Here is a 19,900-nt window from a genome sequence, read left to right as displayed (position 1 = left end):
CGCGATCATCGACACTGTCGTCGAGGGCGGCGTCACGGCCGCCGCGCCGGCCGCGTCCGGTGGCACCGCCGACGCAGCGGAGAGTTCGATCCGGGTCAGCACCGACAAGATCGACGGGCTGATCAATCTGGTCGGCGAACTGGTCATCACCCAGGCGATGCTCAAGCAGGTCAGCAGCAACCTGGATCCGGCGCTGGCCGAACGCCTGTTCGAAGGCCTGGACCTGCTGGAGCGCAATACCCGCGATCTGCAGGAAGCTGTGATCGGCGTGCGCATGCTGCCGGTCGAAGCCGTATTCCGCCGCTTCCCGCGCCTGGTGCGCGATCTGTCCGCGCGTCTCGGCAAGCAGGTCCGCCTGCGCACGCTGGGCGAAGGCACCGAGCTCGACAAGGGCCTGATCGAGAAGATCGCGGACCCGCTGGTGCACCTGGTGCGCAACTCGATCGACCACGGTCTGGAGCTGCCGGACACGCGCGTCGCTGCGGGCAAGGACGGCACCGGCACGATCACCCTCGCCGCCTCGCACCAGGGCGGCCACATCGTCATCGAAGTCGCCGACGACGGCCGCGGTCTCGACCGCGAACGCATCCTCGCCAAGGCGCTGGAACGGGGCCTCCCGGTACCCGAGAAGCCGACCGACGCGCAGGTCTGGGACCTGATCTTCCAGCCCGGTTTCTCCACCGCCGATGCGGTGACCGATCTGTCAGGGCGCGGCGTCGGCATGGACGTGGTGCGGCGCAATATCCAGGCGCTGGGCGGTGAAGTGCAGCTGCAGAGTGCGCTGGGCCGCGGCACACGCGTCATCATCCGGCTGCCGTTGACCCTGGCGATCCTCGACGGCATGACCGTCGCCGTCGGCGACGAAACCCTGATCCTGCCGCTGTCGCACGTGATCGAGGCCCTGCAGCCGCAGGCCGAGGACGTGCGCAGCGTGGCCGGCGACGGCCGCGTGCTGCGGGTGCGCGGCGAATATCTGCCGCTGGTCTCGCTCAACAGCTATTACCGCTACGGCCACACCCGCCGTGACGATGCGCTGGTCGTCGTGGTCGAAGGCGATGGACAGAAGCTGGCGCTGGAGGTCGATGAACTGCTGGGGCAGCAACAGGTCGTGGTCAAGAATCTCGAGAACAACTACCGCCGTGTGGATGGCGTATCCGGCGCCACGATCCTGGGGGATGGCCGTGTCGCATTGATTGTCGACGTGGGCGGCCTGGTGCGCTCGTTGCGGGTGCCGCAGGCCGCGTAACGGGACGTCCCGTCCCGCCAGTTCGCTCCGTCATTGCCCGGTCCGCCACCAGCGGGGTCCGGTTGTGGACGCACGCGCGCATCCGCAGACCACCTCCGCGACACGTCACGTCACGCTACGCGTTCGCCGGCCCTGCCGGGCTCCCCGGCGACTCAAGGATGTCTTCACACGGCCGTTACTGGGGTGCAGACCCGCCACACGCTCCACCACGCGTGCGCATCCCGCACTGGCGACACGGGGCATCCGCCTGTCTGCGGATTGATTGTGCCGTCGCCCGTTTCCGGAGATATCCCATGCAGTGGTTCCAGAATCTCGCCATCGGCCGGAAGCTCGCCGTCGCCTTCACCCTGACCTCGCTGATGACCATCGCGCTGGGCGTCTTCGCCCTGCTGCAGTTGCGCGCGCTCAACACCCAGTTGCAGAACGTCAGCGGACACGACGTCCCCGCCATGCAGTACATGGGCGAAGTGCGGGCGCAGCTCGGCGAGTTCCGCACGTTCGAGATGGCGCAGCTGACCCGGCTGGACGAACCGGACGCGATCCTGGATTACGACAAGCGCATGGCCGACAGCAAGGCCATCGTGCAGGCGCAGCAGGCGCTCTACGAAGCGCTGCCGCTGACGGCCGACGAACGCACGTTGTATGCCGAAGTGACCGCGAAACTGGCCGCCTACTTCGGCGCGCACGACGAAATCGCAGCGGCGCTCGCCGCCGGCGATCCGGTCGCCGCGCAGACCGTGTCCGACGACAAGTCGCGCCCGATGCGGCGCGACCTGTTCGCCTCGCTGAAAGCGCTCGGCGAGCAGACCACGACCAAGCTGCACGGCGAGATCGCCGTCACCGACGCGCTCTACAGCACCAGCAGCCAGGCGATCCTTGCCGGCATCGTCGCCCTGAGCGTGCTCGCCGGGCTGATGGGCTGGTTCATCGCACGTGCCATCGTCGTGCCGGTGCGCGATGCGGTGCGCGTCGCCAACGACGTCTCCGCCGGCAAGCTCGGCGGCGCGATCGACACCACGCGCCGGGACGAGGTCGGCCAGCTGCTGGGCGCGATGCAGGCGATGCAGACACAGGTCCAGGCGGTGATCACCGCGCAGAGCGACATGGCCGCCCGGCACGACGCCGGCGAGATCAGTTACCGCATGGACGACAGCCGCTTCCCCGGCGACTACGGCCGCATGGTGCGCGACACCAACACGCTCGTCGGCGCGCACATCGACATCGAGATGCGCATGGTCGACATCATGCAGCGCTACGCGATCGGCGATCTCACCGTCGACATGGCGGCCCTGCCCGGCGAACAGGCCCGGTTGACCGAGGCCATGGTCACCACCAAGCGCAACCTGCTCGCGATCAACCACGAGATCCGCCATCTGGTCGACGCCGCGGCCGGTGGCGACTTCACGGTGCGCGGCGACGAGGCCGCGTTCCAGCACGATTTCCGCCTGATGGTCGAAGGCCTCAACGGCCTGATGGGCACCACCGATGCCAACCTCGCGGCCGCGTCCGCGCTGCTGCAGGGCATCGCACGCGGCGACCTGACCGTGCGCATGGATGGCGAGTTCCACGGCGTGTTCGCCGCGATGCGGGACGACGCCAACGCGACCGTCTCACAGCTGACCGGCATCGTCGCGCGCATCCAGGGCGCGTCGGATGCAATCGGGACCGCGTCGTCCGAGATCGCCGCCGGCAACGACGATCTGTCGCGCCGCACAGAACAGCAGGCGGCCAACCTCGAGGAAACCGCCGCGTCGATGGAGGAGCTCACCTCCACCGTGCGGCAGAACGCCGACCACGCCCGCGAGGCGAACCAGCTCGCCATCGGTGCCGCATCGGTTGCCTCGCAGGGCGGCGATGTCGTGGGCCAGGTCGTCACCACGATGGCCGACATCGAGAAGTCCTCGCGCAAGATCGGCGACATCATCTCGGTCATCGACGGCATCGCGTTCCAGACCAACATCCTCGCGCTCAACGCGGCGGTCGAGGCGGCGCGCGCCGGCGAGCAGGGTCGCGGTTTTGCGGTCGTCGCCTCGGAGGTCCGCACCCTCGCCCAACGCAGCGCGCAGGCGGCCAAGGAGATCAAGCAGCTGATCGATGACTCCACCGGCAGGGTGTCCGCGGGCGCCGCGCTGGCGGGCCAGGCCGGCAGGACCATGGGCGAGATCGTGTCGTCGGTGCAGCGCGTGACCGACATCATGGCCGAGATCGCCGCGGCGTCGCAGGAACAGGCCGCGGGTATCGAACAGGTCAACCAGACCATCACCCAGATGGACGAGACCACGCAGCAGAACGCCGCGCTGGTCGAGGAAGCCTCGGCTGCTGCGCGCGCCATGGAAGAACAGGCGGCCGGCCTGACCGAAACGGTCTCGGTGTTCCGCATCGACACGACGACGGTGCAACTCGAAACCGTCGCATCGTCGGACCGGAGCGCACCGCCGATGCTGGCCGCCGCCTGAGCCGGGCCACGCGGGCGTGATGTGCCCGCGTCGCCAGCACGTGTTCTGACGAAGCGACACAACTCCAGGGGAATCAATCGGCAGGAAGCCGGATCAGCCACGCAGCGCGCACGATTCACGCCGTCAGCACGTTGCCTTCCGCGACATGAATCACATTGTGCGTTCTACCGGCATCTCATTCAGAGCGCGCTCACCGCGCCGTTATGAGATCCGACCGGTATGCCCGACGGTCAGCAGCGCGGCTGCACGCATCGGGTGCTCACGATGGATGTTCCCCATGCACTTCGCCAACCTCCGGATCGGCCAGCGGCTCGCGGTCGGATTCTCCTGCGTCATCCTGTTGATGGTCGTGCTGACGGCCGTCGGCATCCAGCGGGTCGACCGCATCAGTGACGGCCTGCACACGATCAACGACGTCAACAGCGTCAAGCAGCGTCACGCGATCAATTTCCGCGGCAGCGTGCACGATCGTGCGATCGCCTTGCGCGACGTGGTGCTGGCCGACGGCCCGGAGGCGGTCGTCGCCGCCGAAGCGCAGATCGACACGCTGGCCGGCTTCTATGCCGACGCCGCCGCGCCGCTCGATGCGCTCGTCGCGAGCTCGACCGACCAGCAGGAACGCGTGCTGCTCGACGACATCCGGACGATCGAGGCGGAGGCTTTGCCGCTGATCGCCCGGGTGCGGGGCCTGCGCGCGGTCGGTGACGCCGCTGGCGCGCAGCAGTTGCTGATCGCCGACGCCGCGCCCGCGTTCGTCACCTGGCTGGCGCGCATCAACGCCTTCATCGATCTGCAGGAAGGCAAGAACCAGCAGGAAGCCGCCGCCGCGGTCGCGACGGCCGACGGGTTCGCACTGCTGATGCTGGCCTTGACCGGCGTGGCGCTCGTCGCCGGCGGCACCATCGCCTGGCTGCTGACGCGCGGGATTACCGGTCCATTGCACGCGGCGCTGGCAGCGTCGAACCGCATCAGCCGCGGCGAGCTGGATGCGGACATCGAAGCCGGTCGTCGCGACGAAGTCGGCGACGTCCTGACCGCGATGCAAGGCATGCAGACGCAACTGCGTGCGGTGATCGGCGCACAGCGCGAAATGGCCCGCCAGCACGAGGCCGGCACCATCAGCCACCGCATGGATGCCGCGGCGTTCCCGGGCGACTACGGCGTGATGGTCGCGGGTACCAACGATCTGGTCGCCGCGCATATCGCGGTGAAGATGCGGCTGGTCGAGGTGGTGCAGCGCTATGCGATCGGCGATCTGTCGCAGGACATGGACCGGTTGCCCGGCGAGAAAGCGGTACTCACCGACACCATGGACACCGCGAAGGCCAATCTCACCGCGATCAACGGCGAGATCCGGCGCCTGGTCGCGGCGGCGGCCGAAGGCGACTTCGCCGTGCGCGGCGATGCCGACCGCTTCCAGTACGACTTCCACGACATGGTCGGCGGCCTGAACCGGCTCATGCACACCACTGACAGCAATCTCGCCGACCTGTCGTCGCTGCTGCGTGCGATCGCCCGCGGCGACCTCACCGCGCGCATGGACGGCGAGTTCCAGGGCGTATTCGCCACGATGCGTGACGATGCGAACGCGACCGTGGCCCAACTCACTGCCATCGTCACCCGGATCCAGGCCGCATCCGCTTCGATCGGCGACGCCTCATCGGAGATCGCTGCCGGCAACCATGATCTCTCTCGCCGCACCGAACAGCAGGCGGCGAATCTCGAGGAAACCGCGGCTGCGATGGAGGAGCTGACTGCCACCGTCCGTCAGAACGCCGAGCATGCGCACCAGGCCAATCAGCTTGCCATCGGCGCCGCATCGGTCGCGGCCCAGGGCGGTGATGTGGTCGGCCGGGTGGTGACCACCATGTCGGATATCGAACGATCCTCGCGCCGCATCGGCGACATCATTTCGGTCATCGACGGCATCGCGTTCCAGACCAATATCCTCGCATTGAACGCCGCGGTCGAAGCCGCGCGCGCCGGCGAACAAGGCCGCGGCTTCGCGGTCGTCGCCTCGGAAGTGCGCAGCCTGGCCCAGCGCAGCGCGACAGCGGCCAGGGAGATCAAGCAGTTGATCGACGACTCCACCGGCAAGGTCGCCGACGGCGCCGCGCTGGCCGCCCAGGCGGGCGAGACGATGGGCGAGCTGGTCGCCTCGGTGCAACGGGTGACTGACATCATGGCCGAGATCTCGAGCGCCTCGAAGGAGCAGGCGTCCGGCATTGAACAGGTCCATCACACGGTCAGCCAGATGGACGAAACCACCCAGCAGAACGCTGCACTCGTGGAAGAGGCCTCGGCCGCCGCACGCGCGATGGAGGAACAGGCCACCGTCCTGGCACAGACGGTCTCGGTGTTCCGCGTGGACACCACCACCGCGTGGCTGCAGACGATCGCCGAGGCGACGCACGCGCCAACCTTGGAAGCCGTCTGACGGGCGACAGTGCAACGCGGCTTCATTTCCAGAGCGTGCAGCCGCTAATCACCAGGACCCGACGACTTTCCGCTGGACGATGGCTGCCATCGACGAACCTCTGCAGACACTGGACGATGACGCGCATTCGCCCTACGCGCTGCGTGAGCCGCGCGAGATCGCGCAGGTGCTGCGCGCGCTGGTCGACGCCCGGGCGATGATCACTGCGAGCCTCGTCCCCGGTGGCCACAGCTGCCCGACCGCGCTGCTGGCCGTGCTCGACGACGGCACCCTGGTGCTGGACGGCAACCGGCAGGAGGCCACCAACCGGCGCATGGCGGCCGCCAGCCGCCTGGTCTGCAGCACCCAGATGGATCTGGTGCCCATCCGCTTCCGCCTGCCCACGCCCACGCGCATCACCTGGGAGGGCTATCCCGCGTTCTCCGTGCAGTGGCCGGACTCGCTGCTGCGCCTGCAACGGCGCGAGATGTACCGCCTGCAGGTCTCACCGGCGGCGCCGGTGACGGTGCATGTCGGCAGCGCCAACGCCGCGCCGGATGCCACGCTGGACGGCCTGCGCGCGCTCGACATCAGCGGCGGCGGCATGGCGATCTCGGTGCCCGATGGCCAGGAGAGCCGGTTCACCGTGCATACCCGCCTGCCACCCAGCCTGCTGCGTCTGGCCGATGCCGAACCGGTGCCGGTGACGCTGGAGGTCGCGCATCTCGCGCGCTACGACGTGCGCGGCGTGCCGCACTGGCGTGCAGGCTGCCGATTCGTCGGCCTGTCGACCGCGTGCGAGCAGCGGATCCTGCAGTACATCTTTCAGGTCGAACGTCAGCGCAATGCACGCCAGCGTCTTGGCGGCTGACACCCTCAAGTTCCGGTGGGAACGGCCGATCTCTTGCACGTCACCCTTCGCCGCGCGATCCGCGGCTTTGCAGCAGGAGCGCACCGCATGACCAGTTCCACCCCGAGCGCCGCCGGCGAGTATCTGACCTTTACCCTCGGCGACGAGCACTATGGCGTCGACATCCTCAAGGTCCAGGAGATCCGCGGCTACGACGCGGTGACCCGTCTGCCGGATGCGCCCGACTACATCAAGGGCGTGATCAACTTGCGCGGCACCATCGTGCCCGTGATCGATCTGCGCCTGAAGCTGCGCCTGGCCGAAGCCCGTTACGACGACTTCACCGTGATGATCGTGCTCAACGTCGAGGCCCGCGTCGTCGGCATCGTCGTCGACGGCGTATCGGATGTGGTGCCGCTCGCCGAAGACCAGGTCCGCGCAACGCCCGAGTTCGGCGCTGCGGTGGATACCCGCTTCATCGCGGGCATCGGCACCGTCGACGACAACATGCTGATCCTGCTCGATATCGAGACGCTGCTCGACAGCGCCGATCTCGTCGACGCGCCACTGCTCGAAGTCGCCGCCTGAGATTGTCCGCGCGCGGCCTAAAGTTCGGCCGCGCGTTGCCGCTAGTGGGTCGACGGGCGCATGAAATCAGTGCCCGATGACCCCTCAATGGAGTAGATCGCAATGCCCCCGAAGACCACGACCCGCCTGCTGGCCGCACTGCTGCTGAGCGGCTGCGCGTCCGCCGCACTCGCACAGGACGCCATCCGTCCCGACCAGGCCAGCCGCTTTGTCGGCCAGAACGGCATGGTCTGCGGCAAGGTCGAAAAGACCCGGTATGCCGAAAATTCCGAAGGCTCGCCGACCTTTCTGCACATGGGCGGCGCGTTCCCGCGTCACACGTTCTCGGCGCGCATCCCGCAGGACCAGCGTGACAAGTTCCGTCCCTCGCCGGAAGAACTCGAAGGCCGCGACGTCTGCATAGTGGGCACGATCTCCCGCGACGCCAGCCGCGCCGAAATCGCGGTCCGCTCGCCCAACGACGTCAAGCTCGCCACGATCAAGTGATGTGCCGGCCCGGTCCCGCCCAGCGTGACCGGGCCGTTTTCCATCCTGTCCAAGGGAAGTAGCCCCATGCAGTGGTTCTCGAATCTCAAGCTCGCCCCCAAGCTGATGCTGGCCTTCGGCGTCGTCCTGCTCATCATGCTCATCCAGGGCATCGGCGCCTACATGGGGCTGCGCTCGATGGATCGGGTCACCGGCGAACTCGCGACCGATGTGCTGCCCAGCGTGACCCTGGTCGGCGAGACACGCGCCCTGCTCGGCGAGTTCCGCACGTCGTCCTATCGAGGCCTCGTGCGCGCCAGTGAAGCATCCAAGCAGCAGGCGCGCGAGCGTGCGAGCGCCATCGACGCGCAGCTCACGAAGAATTTCGACGACTACGTCCAGTTCGCCCACACCCCTGAAGAGAAGAGCCGGCTCGAGGAACTCGTCGCCGCCTGGGACAAGGCACGGGCGTCCTACGCCGCGGTCAACGAGATGCTGGACCTCGACCTGCCCGACGATGCCACCGATACCTTCATCGGCGAGACCAGCGATCTGCACAACGCGACGAGCGCTGCGCTGGCGGCGCTGGCGGACGAAGCGAACCGCATTGCCGCCGAATCCAACGTGCAAGCCGAGAGCGCCTACTCTGCATCGACGCTGATGCTGGCCATCCTGTTGCTGGCCGGTATCGGCGGTGGACTGGTGGTGGCCTGGCTGATGGCGCGCAACCTGACCGGCTCGGTGCGCAAGGCGGCAGACGTGGCCCAGGACGTCGCCAACGGCAAGCTCGACAGCCAGATCGACACCAGTCGCGCGGACGAAATCGGCGACCTGCTCAAGTCGATGCAGCGCATGCAGCGCGACCTGCGCGAGCGCATCGAACGCGACCAGGCCATCGCCGGCGAGAACCTGCGCATCCGCACCGCGCTCGACAGCTCCGGCACCAGCGTGATGATCGCCGACCCGTCGCGCACGATCATCTACGCCAACGGCGCAGTGACAGAGCTGCTGCAGCAGTACGACACGCAGATCCACGAAACACTGCCCGACTTCGACATTGCCGGTCTGATCGGCTCCAGTATCGATGCCTACCAGCCGGATCCGGACCGCATGGCCGGCGTGCTCGACCAGTTGCAGGGCGCGCACAGCGACGAACTGACGATGGGCAGTGCGCACTTCGGCCAGACCGTCGCACGCGTTGACGATGCCGACGGCACGCTGCTCGGCTATGTCATCGAATGGCGCGACCGCACGCAGCAGGTCCACGTCGAAGTGGAACTGGCGCGGGTGATCCAGGCCGCCGCCGCGGGCGACCTCTCGCATCGCATCGGCCTCGACGGCAAACAGGGCTTCTATCTGCAGTTGGCCACCCAGCTCAACGGCTTGCTCGACGCGAATGCGACGAGCCTCGACCAGGTCTCGACCGTGCTCACCGCACTGGCCGACGGCGACCTCACCGTGCGCATGGACGGCGATTACCAGGGCGTGTTCGCGACCATGCGCGACAACGCCAATGCCACCGTCGCGCAGCTGACCGGCATCGTCGCGCGTATCCAGGACGCCTCGGGCGCCATCGGCACCGCGTCGTCGGAAATTGCCGCCGGCAACCACGACCTGTCGCGCCGCACCGAGCAGCAGGCCGCGAACCTCGAAGAAACCGCCGCATCGATGGAGGAACTCACCTCCACCGTGCGCCAGAACGCGGATCACGCACGCCAGGCCAACCAGCTGGCGATCGGCGCGGCCGCAGTCGCCTCGCAGGGAGGTGAAGTGGTCGGCCAGGTCGTCACCACGATGGCCGACATCGAGCGCGCCTCGCGCAAGATCGGCGACATCATCTCGGTCATCGACGGCATCGCCTTCCAGACCAATATCCTGGCCTTGAATGCTGCGGTCGAAGCCGCGCGCGCCGGCGAACAGGGCCGCGGGTTCGCGGTCGTCGCCGCCGAGGTCCGCACGCTGGCCCAGCGCAGTGCCGGCGCCGCGAAGGAGATCAAGCAGCTGATCGACGACTCGACCGGCAAGGTCTCCGACGGTGCCGCACTGGCCGGCCAGGCCGGCAAGACCATGGGCGAGATCGTCGCCTCGGTGCAGCGCGTGACCGACATCATGGCGGAGATTTCCGCGGCCTCGCAGGAACAGGCCTCGGGCATCGACCAGGTCAACCAGACCATCACCCAGATGGACGAAACCACCCAGCAGAACGCCGCGCTGGTGGAAGAAGCCTCCGCCGCTGCACGCTCGATGGAAGAACAGGCCGCGGGCCTGGCGCAGACGGTCTCGGTGTTCCGGATCGAGGCCGCGCAGGCATCGGTGCAGGCCATATTGGCTGCGCACCAGGCGCCCGCGAAGACGGCGCCCGCCGCCCGTCGCCCGGCGACGCCGGCACGTCCGCCAGCCAAGCCTGCGACCGCGGTCGCCGAAGCCGACTGGGCGGAGTTCTGATCCAGCGCCTGACTGCCTGATAGGACGCGACGCCCCGGTCATCGACCGGGGCGTTTTTCATGGGAAGCATCGGTCAGCGCCTGACCGACCTCGACGCCGAGATCTGAGCGGCCTCCCAGGCGCATGTACCGGCATCGAACAGGCCAAGCGGACCATCACCGGGTTGGAGAATCGCCTAAAGCGCCGCGCTGGCGGGTCGCCGGTGACCGGTCATCACGTCATCAGGACCGGACAGACGGGGCGCCGTCCTGAACCGGTGTCGCCGTTCTTCAACACACGCTCAAGCTCGGATTTCACTCGCCGATAACGGAGTACATCCCGAATGCGATCCCCATTGGATCGGAGTGAACGTCATGACCCGTTTCCTGCACCGCGCCTCGATCGGCACCAAACTGTCGATCGCCGCCGCCGCCGCTGCCGGCCTCTGCCTGCTGCTGCTCGCGATCGTGGTCTATCGCGACTCGGCGAGCGCGTACGAGCGCGAAGCAGGTCTGGCCCTGGCCGACGCCGCCGATGCGATGCGCGAAAGCGTCGCGCTGTACGAGCGCACGCTTGCCGACAACACCGAGCGTCTCGGCAGCGCATTCGCCGCCGTGCTGCCGGCCGAAGAGCCCGTCCTGGATGCGGATCGCACCATCCTGGTGGCCGAGCGCGAGACGCCGCAACTGTCCTTCGGCGACCGCGTGGTCAATCTCGATTTCGACGTCGTCGACCGTTTCACCGATCACACCGGCGCAGTGGCGACCGTCTTCGCACGCGATGCGGACGACTTCGTGCGCGTGACCACCTCGCTGAAGAACGACAGCGGCGAGCGTGTGATCGGCACCGTGCTCGATGCCTCGCACAACGCCTACGCGCGCCTGCTTGCCGGCGAGTCCTACACCGGACGCGCGCGGCTGTTCGGCCGCGACTACATGACCCATTACCGCCCGCTGCGTGATGCGACGGGTGAAGTCATCGGCAGCCTCTTCATCGGCCTCGACTACACCGAAGGCCTCGCTGCCCTGACCACGCGTCTGCGCGAGACCCGCATCGGCGGTGACGGTTACTTCGTCGTCGTCGATCGCAGCCGCGATGCCGACACCCTGGTATCGCATCCCGCCGGCCTGCAGGGCGATGCGCTCGAGCTGACTGCGCCCGACGGACGCGACGCCCTGACCGCCCTGCTCGCCGGCACCACTGTCGATGCCCGCATCGCGATCTCCGCCGACGGCACGACCACGCCGGGCGCTGCCGATCTGCACGCGGCAGCGTTCGCGCCCTGGAACTGGACGCTGCTTGCGGTGAAACCGCGCCAGCACGCGGAAGCGGCACTCGCCGCGATGCGCTGGACGATCGCAGGCGTGTCGCTGCTCGCGCTCGTGGTGCTGGTGATCGCAATCGTCGTCGTCAGCCGTCGCCTGGTGTCGCGTCCACTCGCGCGCGCGATCGCAATCGCCGACCGCGTGGCCGGTGGCGACCTCGATACGAACATCACGTCCACCGGCCAGGACGAGACCGCACAGTTGCTGCAGGCGCTGGCGCGCATGCAGGACGGCCTGCGCCAGCGCGCCGAACACGACCAGATCAGTGCCCGCGAAAACCTGCGCATCCGCACTGCGCTCGACAGCGTGACTGCGAATGTGATGATCGCCGACACGGCGCGCGACATCCTTTATGTCAACCGCCCGTTGCAGCAGATGCTGGCCGAGGCCCAGGACGACCTGCGTCGCGACCTGCCGGCTTTCGATGCCGCGACGCTGGTCGGCAACAGCATCGACGGCTTCCACAAGGCGCCCGAACACCAGGCCACGATGCTGGCGCGCCTGCGCGATACCCACCGTGCACAGATCAAGGTGGGTGGCCGCACGATGCTGTTGATCATCAATCCGGTCCTCGATGCGGAGGGTCGCCAGGAAGGCTTCGTCGTCGAATGGGCCGATCGCACGTCCGAGGTCGAGGTTGAAGCCGAGGTGTCGCGCATCGTCGCCGCGGCAGCCGCCGGTGATCTGTCGGGCCGCATCCGTACCGAAGACAAGCTTGGCTTCATCCTGCAGTTGGCGACCCAGCTCAACGGCTTGCTCGACGCGAATGCGACGAGCCTCGACCAGGTCTCGACCGTGCTCACCGCACTGGCCGACGGCGACCTCACCGTGCGCATGGACGGCGATTACCAGGGCGTGTTCGCGACCATGCGCGACAACGCCAATGCCACCGTCGCGCAGCTGACCGGCATCGTCGCGCGCATCCAGGACGCCTCGGGCGCCATCGGCACCGCGTCGTCGGAAATTGCCGCCGGCAACCACGACCTGTCGCGCCGCACCGAGCAGCAGGCCGCGAACCTCGAAGAAACCGCCGCATCGATGGAGGAACTCACCTCCACCGTGCGCCAGAACGCGGATCACGCACGCCAGGCCAACCAGCTGGCGATCGGCGCGGCCGCAGTCGCCTCGCAGGGAGGTGAAGTGGTCGGCCAGGTCGTCACCACGATGGCCGACATCGAGCGCGCCTCGCGCAAGATCGGCGACATCATCTCGGTCATCGATGGCATCGCCTTCCAGACCAATATCCTGGCCTTGAATGCTGCGGTCGAAGCCGCGCGCGCCGGCGAACAGGGCCGCGGGTTCGCGGTCGTCGCCGCCGAGGTCCGCACGCTGGCCCAGCGCAGTGCCGGCGCCGCGAAGGAGATCAAGCAGCTGATCGACGACTCGACCGGCAAGGTCTCCGACGGTGCCGCACTGGCCGGCCAGGCCGGCAAGACCATGGGCGAGATCGTCGCCTCGGTGCAGCGCGTGACCGACATCATGGCGGAGATTTCCGCGGCCTCGCAGGAACAGGCCTCGGGCATCGACCAGGTCAACCAGACCATCACCCAGATGGACGAAACCACCCAGCAGAACGCCGCGCTGGTGGAAGAAGCCTCCGCCGCTGCACGCTCGATGGAAGAACAGGCCGCGGGCCTGGCGCAGACGGTCTCGGTGTTCCGCGTCGATGCGGTGCAGTTGGCGACGCCCGCGCCGAAAGCCGCACCCGTGCGGCGCACCGCGCCGGTGTCGCAGGCGAGCGCGCGTCGCGCGCCCGCAACACGCGCAACCCGTCCAGCCTCGCCGCGTCCCGCGCCGGCGCTCGCCGAAGCCGACTGGGCCGAATTCTGATCGTCGCCCTGTACGCGCGCCCTCGACATCCCCGGCGGTCAACTTTCCCCCGTCGGGGTCGATAAATCTGCTGACACTCCGCTCGAGCCCAATCGGCCCATGGCTGCGACCCACCTGCCCCACCCGCCGATCGGCAAACGCGATTTCGATTTCTCGGAGCGCGACTTCCGCCGTGTCTGCCAGCTGATCCACGACCGGGCCGGCATCGCCCTCGTGAACAGCAAGCGCGACATGGTCTACGGCCGGCTGTCGCGGCGTCTGCGCGCGCTCGGCCTGAGCGGATTCGGTGTCTATCTCGACCGTCTGGAGCAGGACAGCGACGGCGAGGAGTGGCAGGCCTTCACCAATGCCCTGACCACCAACCTCACCGCCTTCTTCCGCGAGCCACATCACTTCGAGCATCTGCACGAGCAGCTCGCCGCGTCCGGCGCGACCACGCGCAACCCGCTGACGTTGTGGTCGTGTGCGGCCTCGACCGGCGAAGAGCCGTATTCGATCGCGATCACCGCCTGCGAGGCATTCGGCACGATGACCCCGCCGGTGCGCATCCTGGCCACCGACATCGATACCCAGGTGCTGGCAACCGCGCAGCGGGGCGTGTATCCGGTCGAGCGCGTGGCCGGCATGGACGATGCGCGTCGTCGCGCGTTCTTCAAGCGAGGCACCGGGCCCAACGAAGGCCAGTGCCGGGTGCATCCACAACTGCAGGCGCTGATCGACTTCCGTCCGCTGAACCTGCTCAGCCCCCGCTACGACATCGGCGGTCCGTTCGCGGCACTGTTCTGCCGCAACGTGATGATCTATTTCGACAAGCCCACCCAGCGCGGCATCCTCTCGCGCCTGGTCACCCACATGGATGCGAGCAGCCTGCTGTACACGGGGCACTCGGAAAATTACTTGCACGCCGCGGATCTGATCCAGCCCTGTGGTCGCACGCTGTACCGGCGCAATTTCGGGACGGACGTGCGATGACCCGCACTGCCGTGCGTGAGGACGACGTCCTGCGCTATCGCGACCCGCACTTCAAGGTGCCGGCGGCCAAATTGATGCCGACCCAGTACCTGGTCGTCGACGACGGCACCGCGCTGGTCACGGTGCTGGGTTCCTGCGTCGCGGCCTGCGTGCGCGACCCGCTGCTGCAGTTGGGCGGCATGAACCACTTCATGCTGCCCGAAGGCAATGTCGGCGACGGCGCACCCGCACGCTACGGCAGCTACGCGATGGAACTGCTGATCAACGAACTGCTCAAGCGCGGCGCCAACCGCCGCCGCCTGGAAGCCAAGGTGTTCGGCGGCGCCAACGTGCTCAAGGGCTTCACCACCAACCCCGTGGGCACCCGCAACGCGGACTTCGTGCTGGCCTATCTCGCCGCGGAGCAGATTCCCGTCGTCGCCGAGGACATGCGCGGCATCCATCCGCGCAAGGTCTGGTTCTTCCCGCAGACCGGACGTGTGATGGTCAATCGGCTGCCGCACGCGCACGACGCCGAAGTGCTGGCCGCCGAATCCGCAGTGCGCGCGCGTCTGTCGACAACGCCCGTCAGCGGCGGCGTGGAACTGTTCGAGTGACGCGCTGCAAGGTGCTGGTGGTGGACGACTCGGCCGTCGTCCGCCAGTTGCTGAGCGAGCTGTTGGCGCGCGATCCCGGGATCGAAGTCGTCGGCACCGCCGCCGATCCTTTGATCGCCCGCGAGAAGATCAAGCGGCTCAATCCCGACGTGCTGACACTCGATGTCGAGATGCCACGCATGGACGGCCTGGCGTTCCTCGAAAACCTGATGCGCCTGCGCCCGATGCCGGTGGTGATGGTGTCATCGCTGACCGAGCGCGGCGCCGACATCACGCTGCAGGCGCTGGCGCTGGGCGCAGTCGACTTCGTGACCAAGCCCAAGATGGGCCTCACTCAGGGCCTGGGCGAATATGCCGACGAGATCACCACCAAGGTCAAGGCGGCCGCACGTGCACGCGTGCGGCCGCTGGCGGCTGCCGCAACGCCGGTCGTTCGCCTCGCAAGCGCGGCCGCCGCACCCGCGGTCGCCAACCGCTTCCGCACCACCGATCGTCTGATCGCGATTGGCGCATCGGCCGGCGGCACCGAAGCCATCCGTTGCGTGCTGGAACGCATGCCCGCGGACGCGCCGGCGATCGTGCTGACCCAGCACATCCCCGCGAGCTTCAGCCGGCCCTTCGTCGAGCGCCTGGACAAGCACTCGGCGATGCTGGTGCGCGAGGCGCGCGACGGCGAGATGATCCTGCCAGGCCATGCGTATCTGCCGCCCGGCGACCACCACCTGCGTGTGACGCGCGACGGTGCGCGCTGGCGCTGCCGCCTGGACGCAGGCCCGCCGGTCAACCGCCACCGCCCCGCGGTCGACGTGCTGTTCCACTCGGTGGCGCAGGCTGCCGGCAGCAATGCGGTCGCTGCCATCCTGACCGGCATGGGCGACGACGGTGCACGCGGCCTGCTCGAACTGCACCAGGCCGGCGCAGCCACCCTCGTGCAGGACGAGGCCACCAGCGTGGTCTGGGGCATGCCCGGCGCCGCAGTCCGCCTGGGCGCAGCGCAGGAGCAACTGCCGCTGGATGAGATCGCCGAACGCCTGATTGCGTTGACGCGCGCGTGATGCGCCAGCCGGCGCGTTGATCCCATTGACCCCCGCTGCCGTCCGACCCGCGTGACGCACTCGCGGCGGGCGTGCACTCGCATCCCATCCCGCGCCTCGGCGTGGCATGCGCTTCGGGGGGCCTCCTCTCCTCGAGGGACAAGGACCGGATGCGACAGCCGCGCGCACATAGGCCCGACGGCGTCAAGAAAAAACCCGGCGCAAGGCCGGGTTTTTTTGTGACCGCGAACCGCTGCCGTCAGGCGGCGGTCTTCTCGCCCGCGTCCACATACTCCGAAATCTGGTCGAAGTTCATGTAGCGGTAGATCTCGGTCGCCGACGCATCCAGCACGCCGACGTCGGCCATGTACTCGGCCTTGGTCGGGATGCGGCCCAGGCGCGAGCAGATCGCGGCGAGCTCTGCCGAACCCAGGTACACGTTCGCGTTGCGGCCCAGACGGTTCGGGAAGTTGCGCGTCGAGGTCGAGAACACCGTCGCGCCTTCGCGCACCTGCGCCTGGTTGCCCATGCACAGCGAGCAACCCGGCATTTCCATGCGTGCACCGGCGGCGCCGAAGGTGCCGTAATGGCCTTCCTTGGTCAGCTCGGCGGCGTCCATCTTGGTCGGCGGTGCAACCCACAGCTTGGTCGGAATGTCGCGCTTGCCTTCGAGCAGCTTGGAGGCCGCGCGGAAGTGGCCGATGTTGGTCATGCACGAACCGATGAACACTTCATCGATCTCGACGCCGGCGACCTCGGACAGCATTTTCACGTCGTCCGGATCGTTCGGGCAGGCCAGGATCGGCTCGTGCACGTCGGCCAGATCGATCTCGATAACGGCCGCGTACTCGGCATCGGCGTCGCCCTTGAGCAGCTGCGGATCGGCGAGCCAGGCTTCCATCTTTTCGATGCGGCGCTGGATCGAGCGGGCATCGGCGTAGCCTTCGCTGATCATCCACTTCAGCATCACGATGTTCGACGTGATGTATTCGATGATCGGCGCCTTGTCGAGGTGCACCGTGCAACCGGCCGCGGAACGCTCGGCCGAGGCGTCGGACAGCTCGAACGCCTGTTCGACCTTCAGATCCGGCAGGCCTTCGATCTCGAGGATGCGGCCGGAGAAGATGTTCTGCTTGCCCTGTTTGGCGACGGTCAGCAGACCGGCCTTGATCGCGTACAGCGGAATCGCGTTGACCAGATCGCGCAGGGTCACGCCGGGCTGCAGCTTGCCCTTGAAGCGGACCAGCACCGATTCCGGCATGTCGAGCGGCATGACGCCGGTCGCCGCTGCGAACGCGACCAGACCCGAGCCGGCCGGGAACGAGATGCCGATCGGGAAGCGCGTGTGCGAATCGCCGCCGGTGCCGACGGTGTCGGGCAGCAGCATGCGGTTGAGCCAGCTGTGGATGATGCCGTCGCCCGGACGCAGCGAGATGCCGCCGCGCGTGGAGATGAACTCCGGCAGCGTGTGATGCGTCTTGACGTCGACCGGCTTCGGGTACGCCGCGGTGTGGCAGAACGACTGCATCACCAGATCCGACGAGAAGCCCAGGCACGCGAGATCCTTGAGCTCGTCGCGGGTCATCGGGCCGGTGGTGTCCTGCGACCCCACCGAGGTCATGCGCGGCTCGCAATAGGTGCCCGGACGCACGCCCTGGCCTTCCGGCAGACCGATCGCACGGCCGACCATCTTCTGCGCCAGCGAGAAGCCCTTGCCGGTGTTGGCCGGCTGCTGCGGCAGACGGAACAGTTCCAGCGTCGGCAGGCCCAGCGATTCGCGCGCCTTGGCGGTCAGGCCGCGGCCGACGATCAGCGGAATGCGGCCACCGGCGCGCACTTCGTCGAACAGCACGTCCGACTTGACCTGGAATTCGGCGATGACGGTGCCGTTCTTGAGCGCCTTGCCGTCATACGGGCGCAGTTCGATGACATCGCCCTGCTCCATCTGCGACACGTCGAGTTCGATCGGCAGCGCGCCGGCGTCTTCCATCGTGTTGTAGAAGATCGGCGCGATCTTCGAACCGAGGCACACGCCGCCGAAGCGCTTGTTCGGAATGAACGGAATGTCCTCGCCGGTCCACCACAGCACGCTGTTGGTCGCCGACTTGCGGCTCGAACCGGTACCGACCACGTCACCGACGTAGGCGACCAGATGGCCCTTGTCCTTCAGATCGCGGATGGCTTGGATCGGGCCGCGCTTGCCGTCTTCTTCCGGCACGAAGGCCGCGCCTTCGCGCGCGTTCTTCAGCATCGCCAGCGCGTGCATCGGAATGTCGGGACGCGTGGTCGCGTCGGGCGCCGGCGACAGGTCGTCGGTGTTGGTCTCGCCCGGCACCTTGAACACCGTCAGCGTCATCGACTGCGGCACTTCCGGCTTGCTGGTGAACCATTCGGCGTCGGCCCAGCTCTGGATCACGGCCTTGGCGTTGGCGTTTCCGGCCTTGGACTTCTCTTCGACGTCATGGAACGCGTCGAACACCAGCAGCGTGTGCTTCAAGCCTTCGGCAGCGATCGCGCCCACTTCGGCGTCGTCGAGCAGATCGACCAGCGGCTGCACGTTGTAGCCGCCGAGCATCGTGCCCAGCAGTTCGGTGGCGCGCGCGCGGGTGATCAGCGCGCTGCGCTCGGTACCGAATGCGATCGCGGCGAGGTACGAGGCCTTGACCTTGGCCGCGTCGTCGACGCCGGCCGGCACGCGGTGGGTCAGCAGGTCGAGCAGGAATTCCGCTTCCCCGGCCGGCGGATTCTTCAACAGTTCGACCACGTCGGCGGTCTGCTGCGCATCGAGCGGCAGCGGCGGGATTCCCAGCGCTTCGCGCTCGGCAACGTGGTGGCGGTAGGCTTCCAACATGCGGGCAACTCCAGAGTCTTGTTCGTGTAGTACCGGGAGAACCGGTCTCAGGCCGACGGTACGATCAGCTTGAGACCCTTGAAATAGGTGCGGAAGAACGCGTCGTCGCGAGTGATCAGGCCATTGCATTGCAACAGCGCATGCGCGCCGACGAGGAAATCGCGCGACGGGCGACCGGCGATGTCGCCGCGCTGCCAGGAGCGTCGCTGCATCTCACCGGCGCGCAACGCGGACTTGGCTTCGATCGCGGAGAAACGCACGCCCATGTCCTCGAGCACGGACATCGTGTCGGCGCCGTCGTGCAACGCACCGCAGATCTCGGCCAGTGCGACGTCGCAGACCACGACCGGGCCCGCGCTCAGGTACTGGCGCAGGCAGGCCTCGGCGGCGTCGGCCTGCGGGCCGTCGGCCAGCAGATCCACCAGCACGGGCGCGTCGACGGCGATCACCGGTCGGCGTCTCCGTCCGTGGCGACGTCGACCTCGACCTCACCGGCTGGCTGGCCACGCACCGCGCGCATCGCGGCATCGGTGTTATCGAAACCTTCCAGCTTGAAACGACCGCGGGCGCGCGAGACGGCGTCGTCGACGCTCTTGCGCAGCACGATCCGGCTGCCTTCCAGTTCGACCTTGAGGATCGTGCCCTTGCTCAGGCCCAGCGCATCGCGCACAGCCTTGGGCAGGGTGATCTGGCCGCGTTCGGCGACGGTAGCTTCCATGGCGGCCTCCGGAAAGTATGCGCGCATTATACATACCTGAACCCGCATACCCAAGCCGAGCGCCCGGAATGCGACGGGCCGGATTCATGCGAACCCGGCCCGTTGGAATCACCGTGATGCCGGTCGAAG

General features: G+C 67.8%; 13 protein-coding genes and 1 pseudogene. 11 read left to right on the top strand and 3 right to left on the bottom strand.

Annotated features, from left to right (window positions below):
• Nucleotides 1-37: 37 nt before the first annotated feature.
• From ACZ9YD_RS06745 to ACZ9YD_RS06695, 11 genes and pseudogenes are all read left to right on the top strand, one after another.
• Nucleotides 38-1,246 (top strand): annotated as a pseudogene (locus tag ACZ9YD_RS06745) (chemotaxis protein CheA); the annotation flags it as partial.
• A gap of 293 nt (nt 1,247-1,539) precedes the next feature.
• Complete coding sequence (locus ACZ9YD_RS06740; protein ID WP_465074347.1) at nt 1,540-3,702, top strand: methyl-accepting chemotaxis protein; 2,163 nt, start codon at nt 1,540-1,542, stop codon at nt 3,700-3,702.
• Between the two features lie 277 nt (nt 3,703-3,979).
• The gene (locus tag ACZ9YD_RS06735) at nt 3,980-6,139 is read left to right on the top strand and encodes a methyl-accepting chemotaxis protein (RefSeq protein ID WP_465074346.1); all 2,160 of its coding nucleotides are present in this window, start codon (nt 3,980-3,982) and stop codon (nt 6,137-6,139) included.
• A gap of 79 nt (nt 6,140-6,218) precedes the next feature.
• The gene (locus ACZ9YD_RS06730; RefSeq protein WP_465074344.1) at nt 6,219-6,989 is read left to right on the top strand and encodes a flagellar brake protein; all 771 of its coding nucleotides are present in this window, start codon (nt 6,219-6,221) and stop codon (nt 6,987-6,989) included.
• 87 nt (nt 6,990-7,076) lie between these two features.
• Entirely contained in the window at nt 7,077-7,556 is a 480-nt protein-coding gene (locus ACZ9YD_RS06725; RefSeq protein ID WP_465074343.1) for a chemotaxis protein CheW, read from the top strand.
• A 102-nt stretch (nt 7,557-7,658) separates the two neighbouring features.
• The gene (locus tag ACZ9YD_RS06720) at nt 7,659-8,042 is read left to right on the top strand and encodes a hypothetical protein (RefSeq protein WP_465074342.1); all 384 of its coding nucleotides are present in this window, start codon (nt 7,659-7,661) and stop codon (nt 8,040-8,042) included.
• Nucleotides 8,043-8,108: 66 nt separating this feature from the next.
• A complete protein-coding gene (locus ACZ9YD_RS06715) occupies nt 8,109-10,466 on the top strand; it encodes a methyl-accepting chemotaxis protein (RefSeq protein ID WP_465074341.1) in 2,358 nt (785 codons plus the stop codon).
• Between the two features lie 353 nt (nt 10,467-10,819).
• Entirely contained in the window at nt 10,820-13,600 is a 2,781-nt protein-coding gene (locus tag ACZ9YD_RS06710; protein ID WP_465074340.1) for a methyl-accepting chemotaxis protein, read from the top strand.
• A gap of 99 nt (nt 13,601-13,699) precedes the next feature.
• The gene (locus ACZ9YD_RS06705) at nt 13,700-14,572 is read left to right on the top strand and encodes a CheR family methyltransferase (RefSeq protein ID WP_465074339.1); all 873 of its coding nucleotides are present in this window, start codon (nt 13,700-13,702) and stop codon (nt 14,570-14,572) included.
• Nucleotides 14,569-15,168, top strand: a complete 600-nt coding sequence (cheD, locus tag ACZ9YD_RS06700; RefSeq protein ID WP_465074338.1) for a chemoreceptor glutamine deamidase CheD — start codon at nt 14,569-14,571, stop codon at nt 15,166-15,168. Before ACZ9YD_RS06705 ends, cheD begins: the two co-directional genes overlap by 4 nt.
• A complete protein-coding gene (locus ACZ9YD_RS06695; protein ID WP_465074337.1) occupies nt 15,165-16,223 on the top strand; it encodes a protein-glutamate methylesterase/protein-glutamine glutaminase in 1,059 nt (352 codons plus the stop codon). Before cheD ends, ACZ9YD_RS06695 begins: the two co-directional genes overlap by 4 nt.
• Before the next feature lie 238 nt (nt 16,224-16,461).
• On the opposite strand, the gene acnB is transcribed toward ACZ9YD_RS06695, so the two are convergent.
• Genes acnB through ACZ9YD_RS06680 form a run of 3 tightly spaced genes read right to left on the bottom strand, consistent with a single transcriptional unit; the run spans nt 16,462 to nt 19,771 of the window.
• Complete coding sequence (gene acnB / locus ACZ9YD_RS06690; RefSeq protein WP_465074336.1) at nt 16,462-19,053, bottom strand: bifunctional aconitate hydratase 2/2-methylisocitrate dehydratase; 2,592 nt, start codon at nt 19,051-19,053, stop codon at nt 16,462-16,464.
• A 47-nt stretch (nt 19,054-19,100) separates the two neighbouring features.
• Nucleotides 19,101-19,502: a type II toxin-antitoxin system VapC family toxin gene (locus ACZ9YD_RS06685; protein ID WP_332077238.1), complete on the bottom strand. Its 402-nt coding sequence runs from the start codon at nt 19,500-19,502 to the stop codon at nt 19,101-19,103.
• The gene (locus ACZ9YD_RS06680; protein ID WP_465074335.1) at nt 19,499-19,771 is read right to left on the bottom strand and encodes an AbrB/MazE/SpoVT family DNA-binding domain-containing protein; all 273 of its coding nucleotides are present in this window, start codon (nt 19,769-19,771) and stop codon (nt 19,499-19,501) included. Before ACZ9YD_RS06680 ends, ACZ9YD_RS06685 begins: the two co-directional genes overlap by 4 nt.
• Nucleotides 19,772-19,900 lie beyond the last annotated feature (129 nt).

The sequence above is a fragment of the Luteimonas sp. AC640a genome (assembly GCF_979256585.1).
This window is presented reverse-complemented; position numbering and strand designations above follow the sequence as displayed.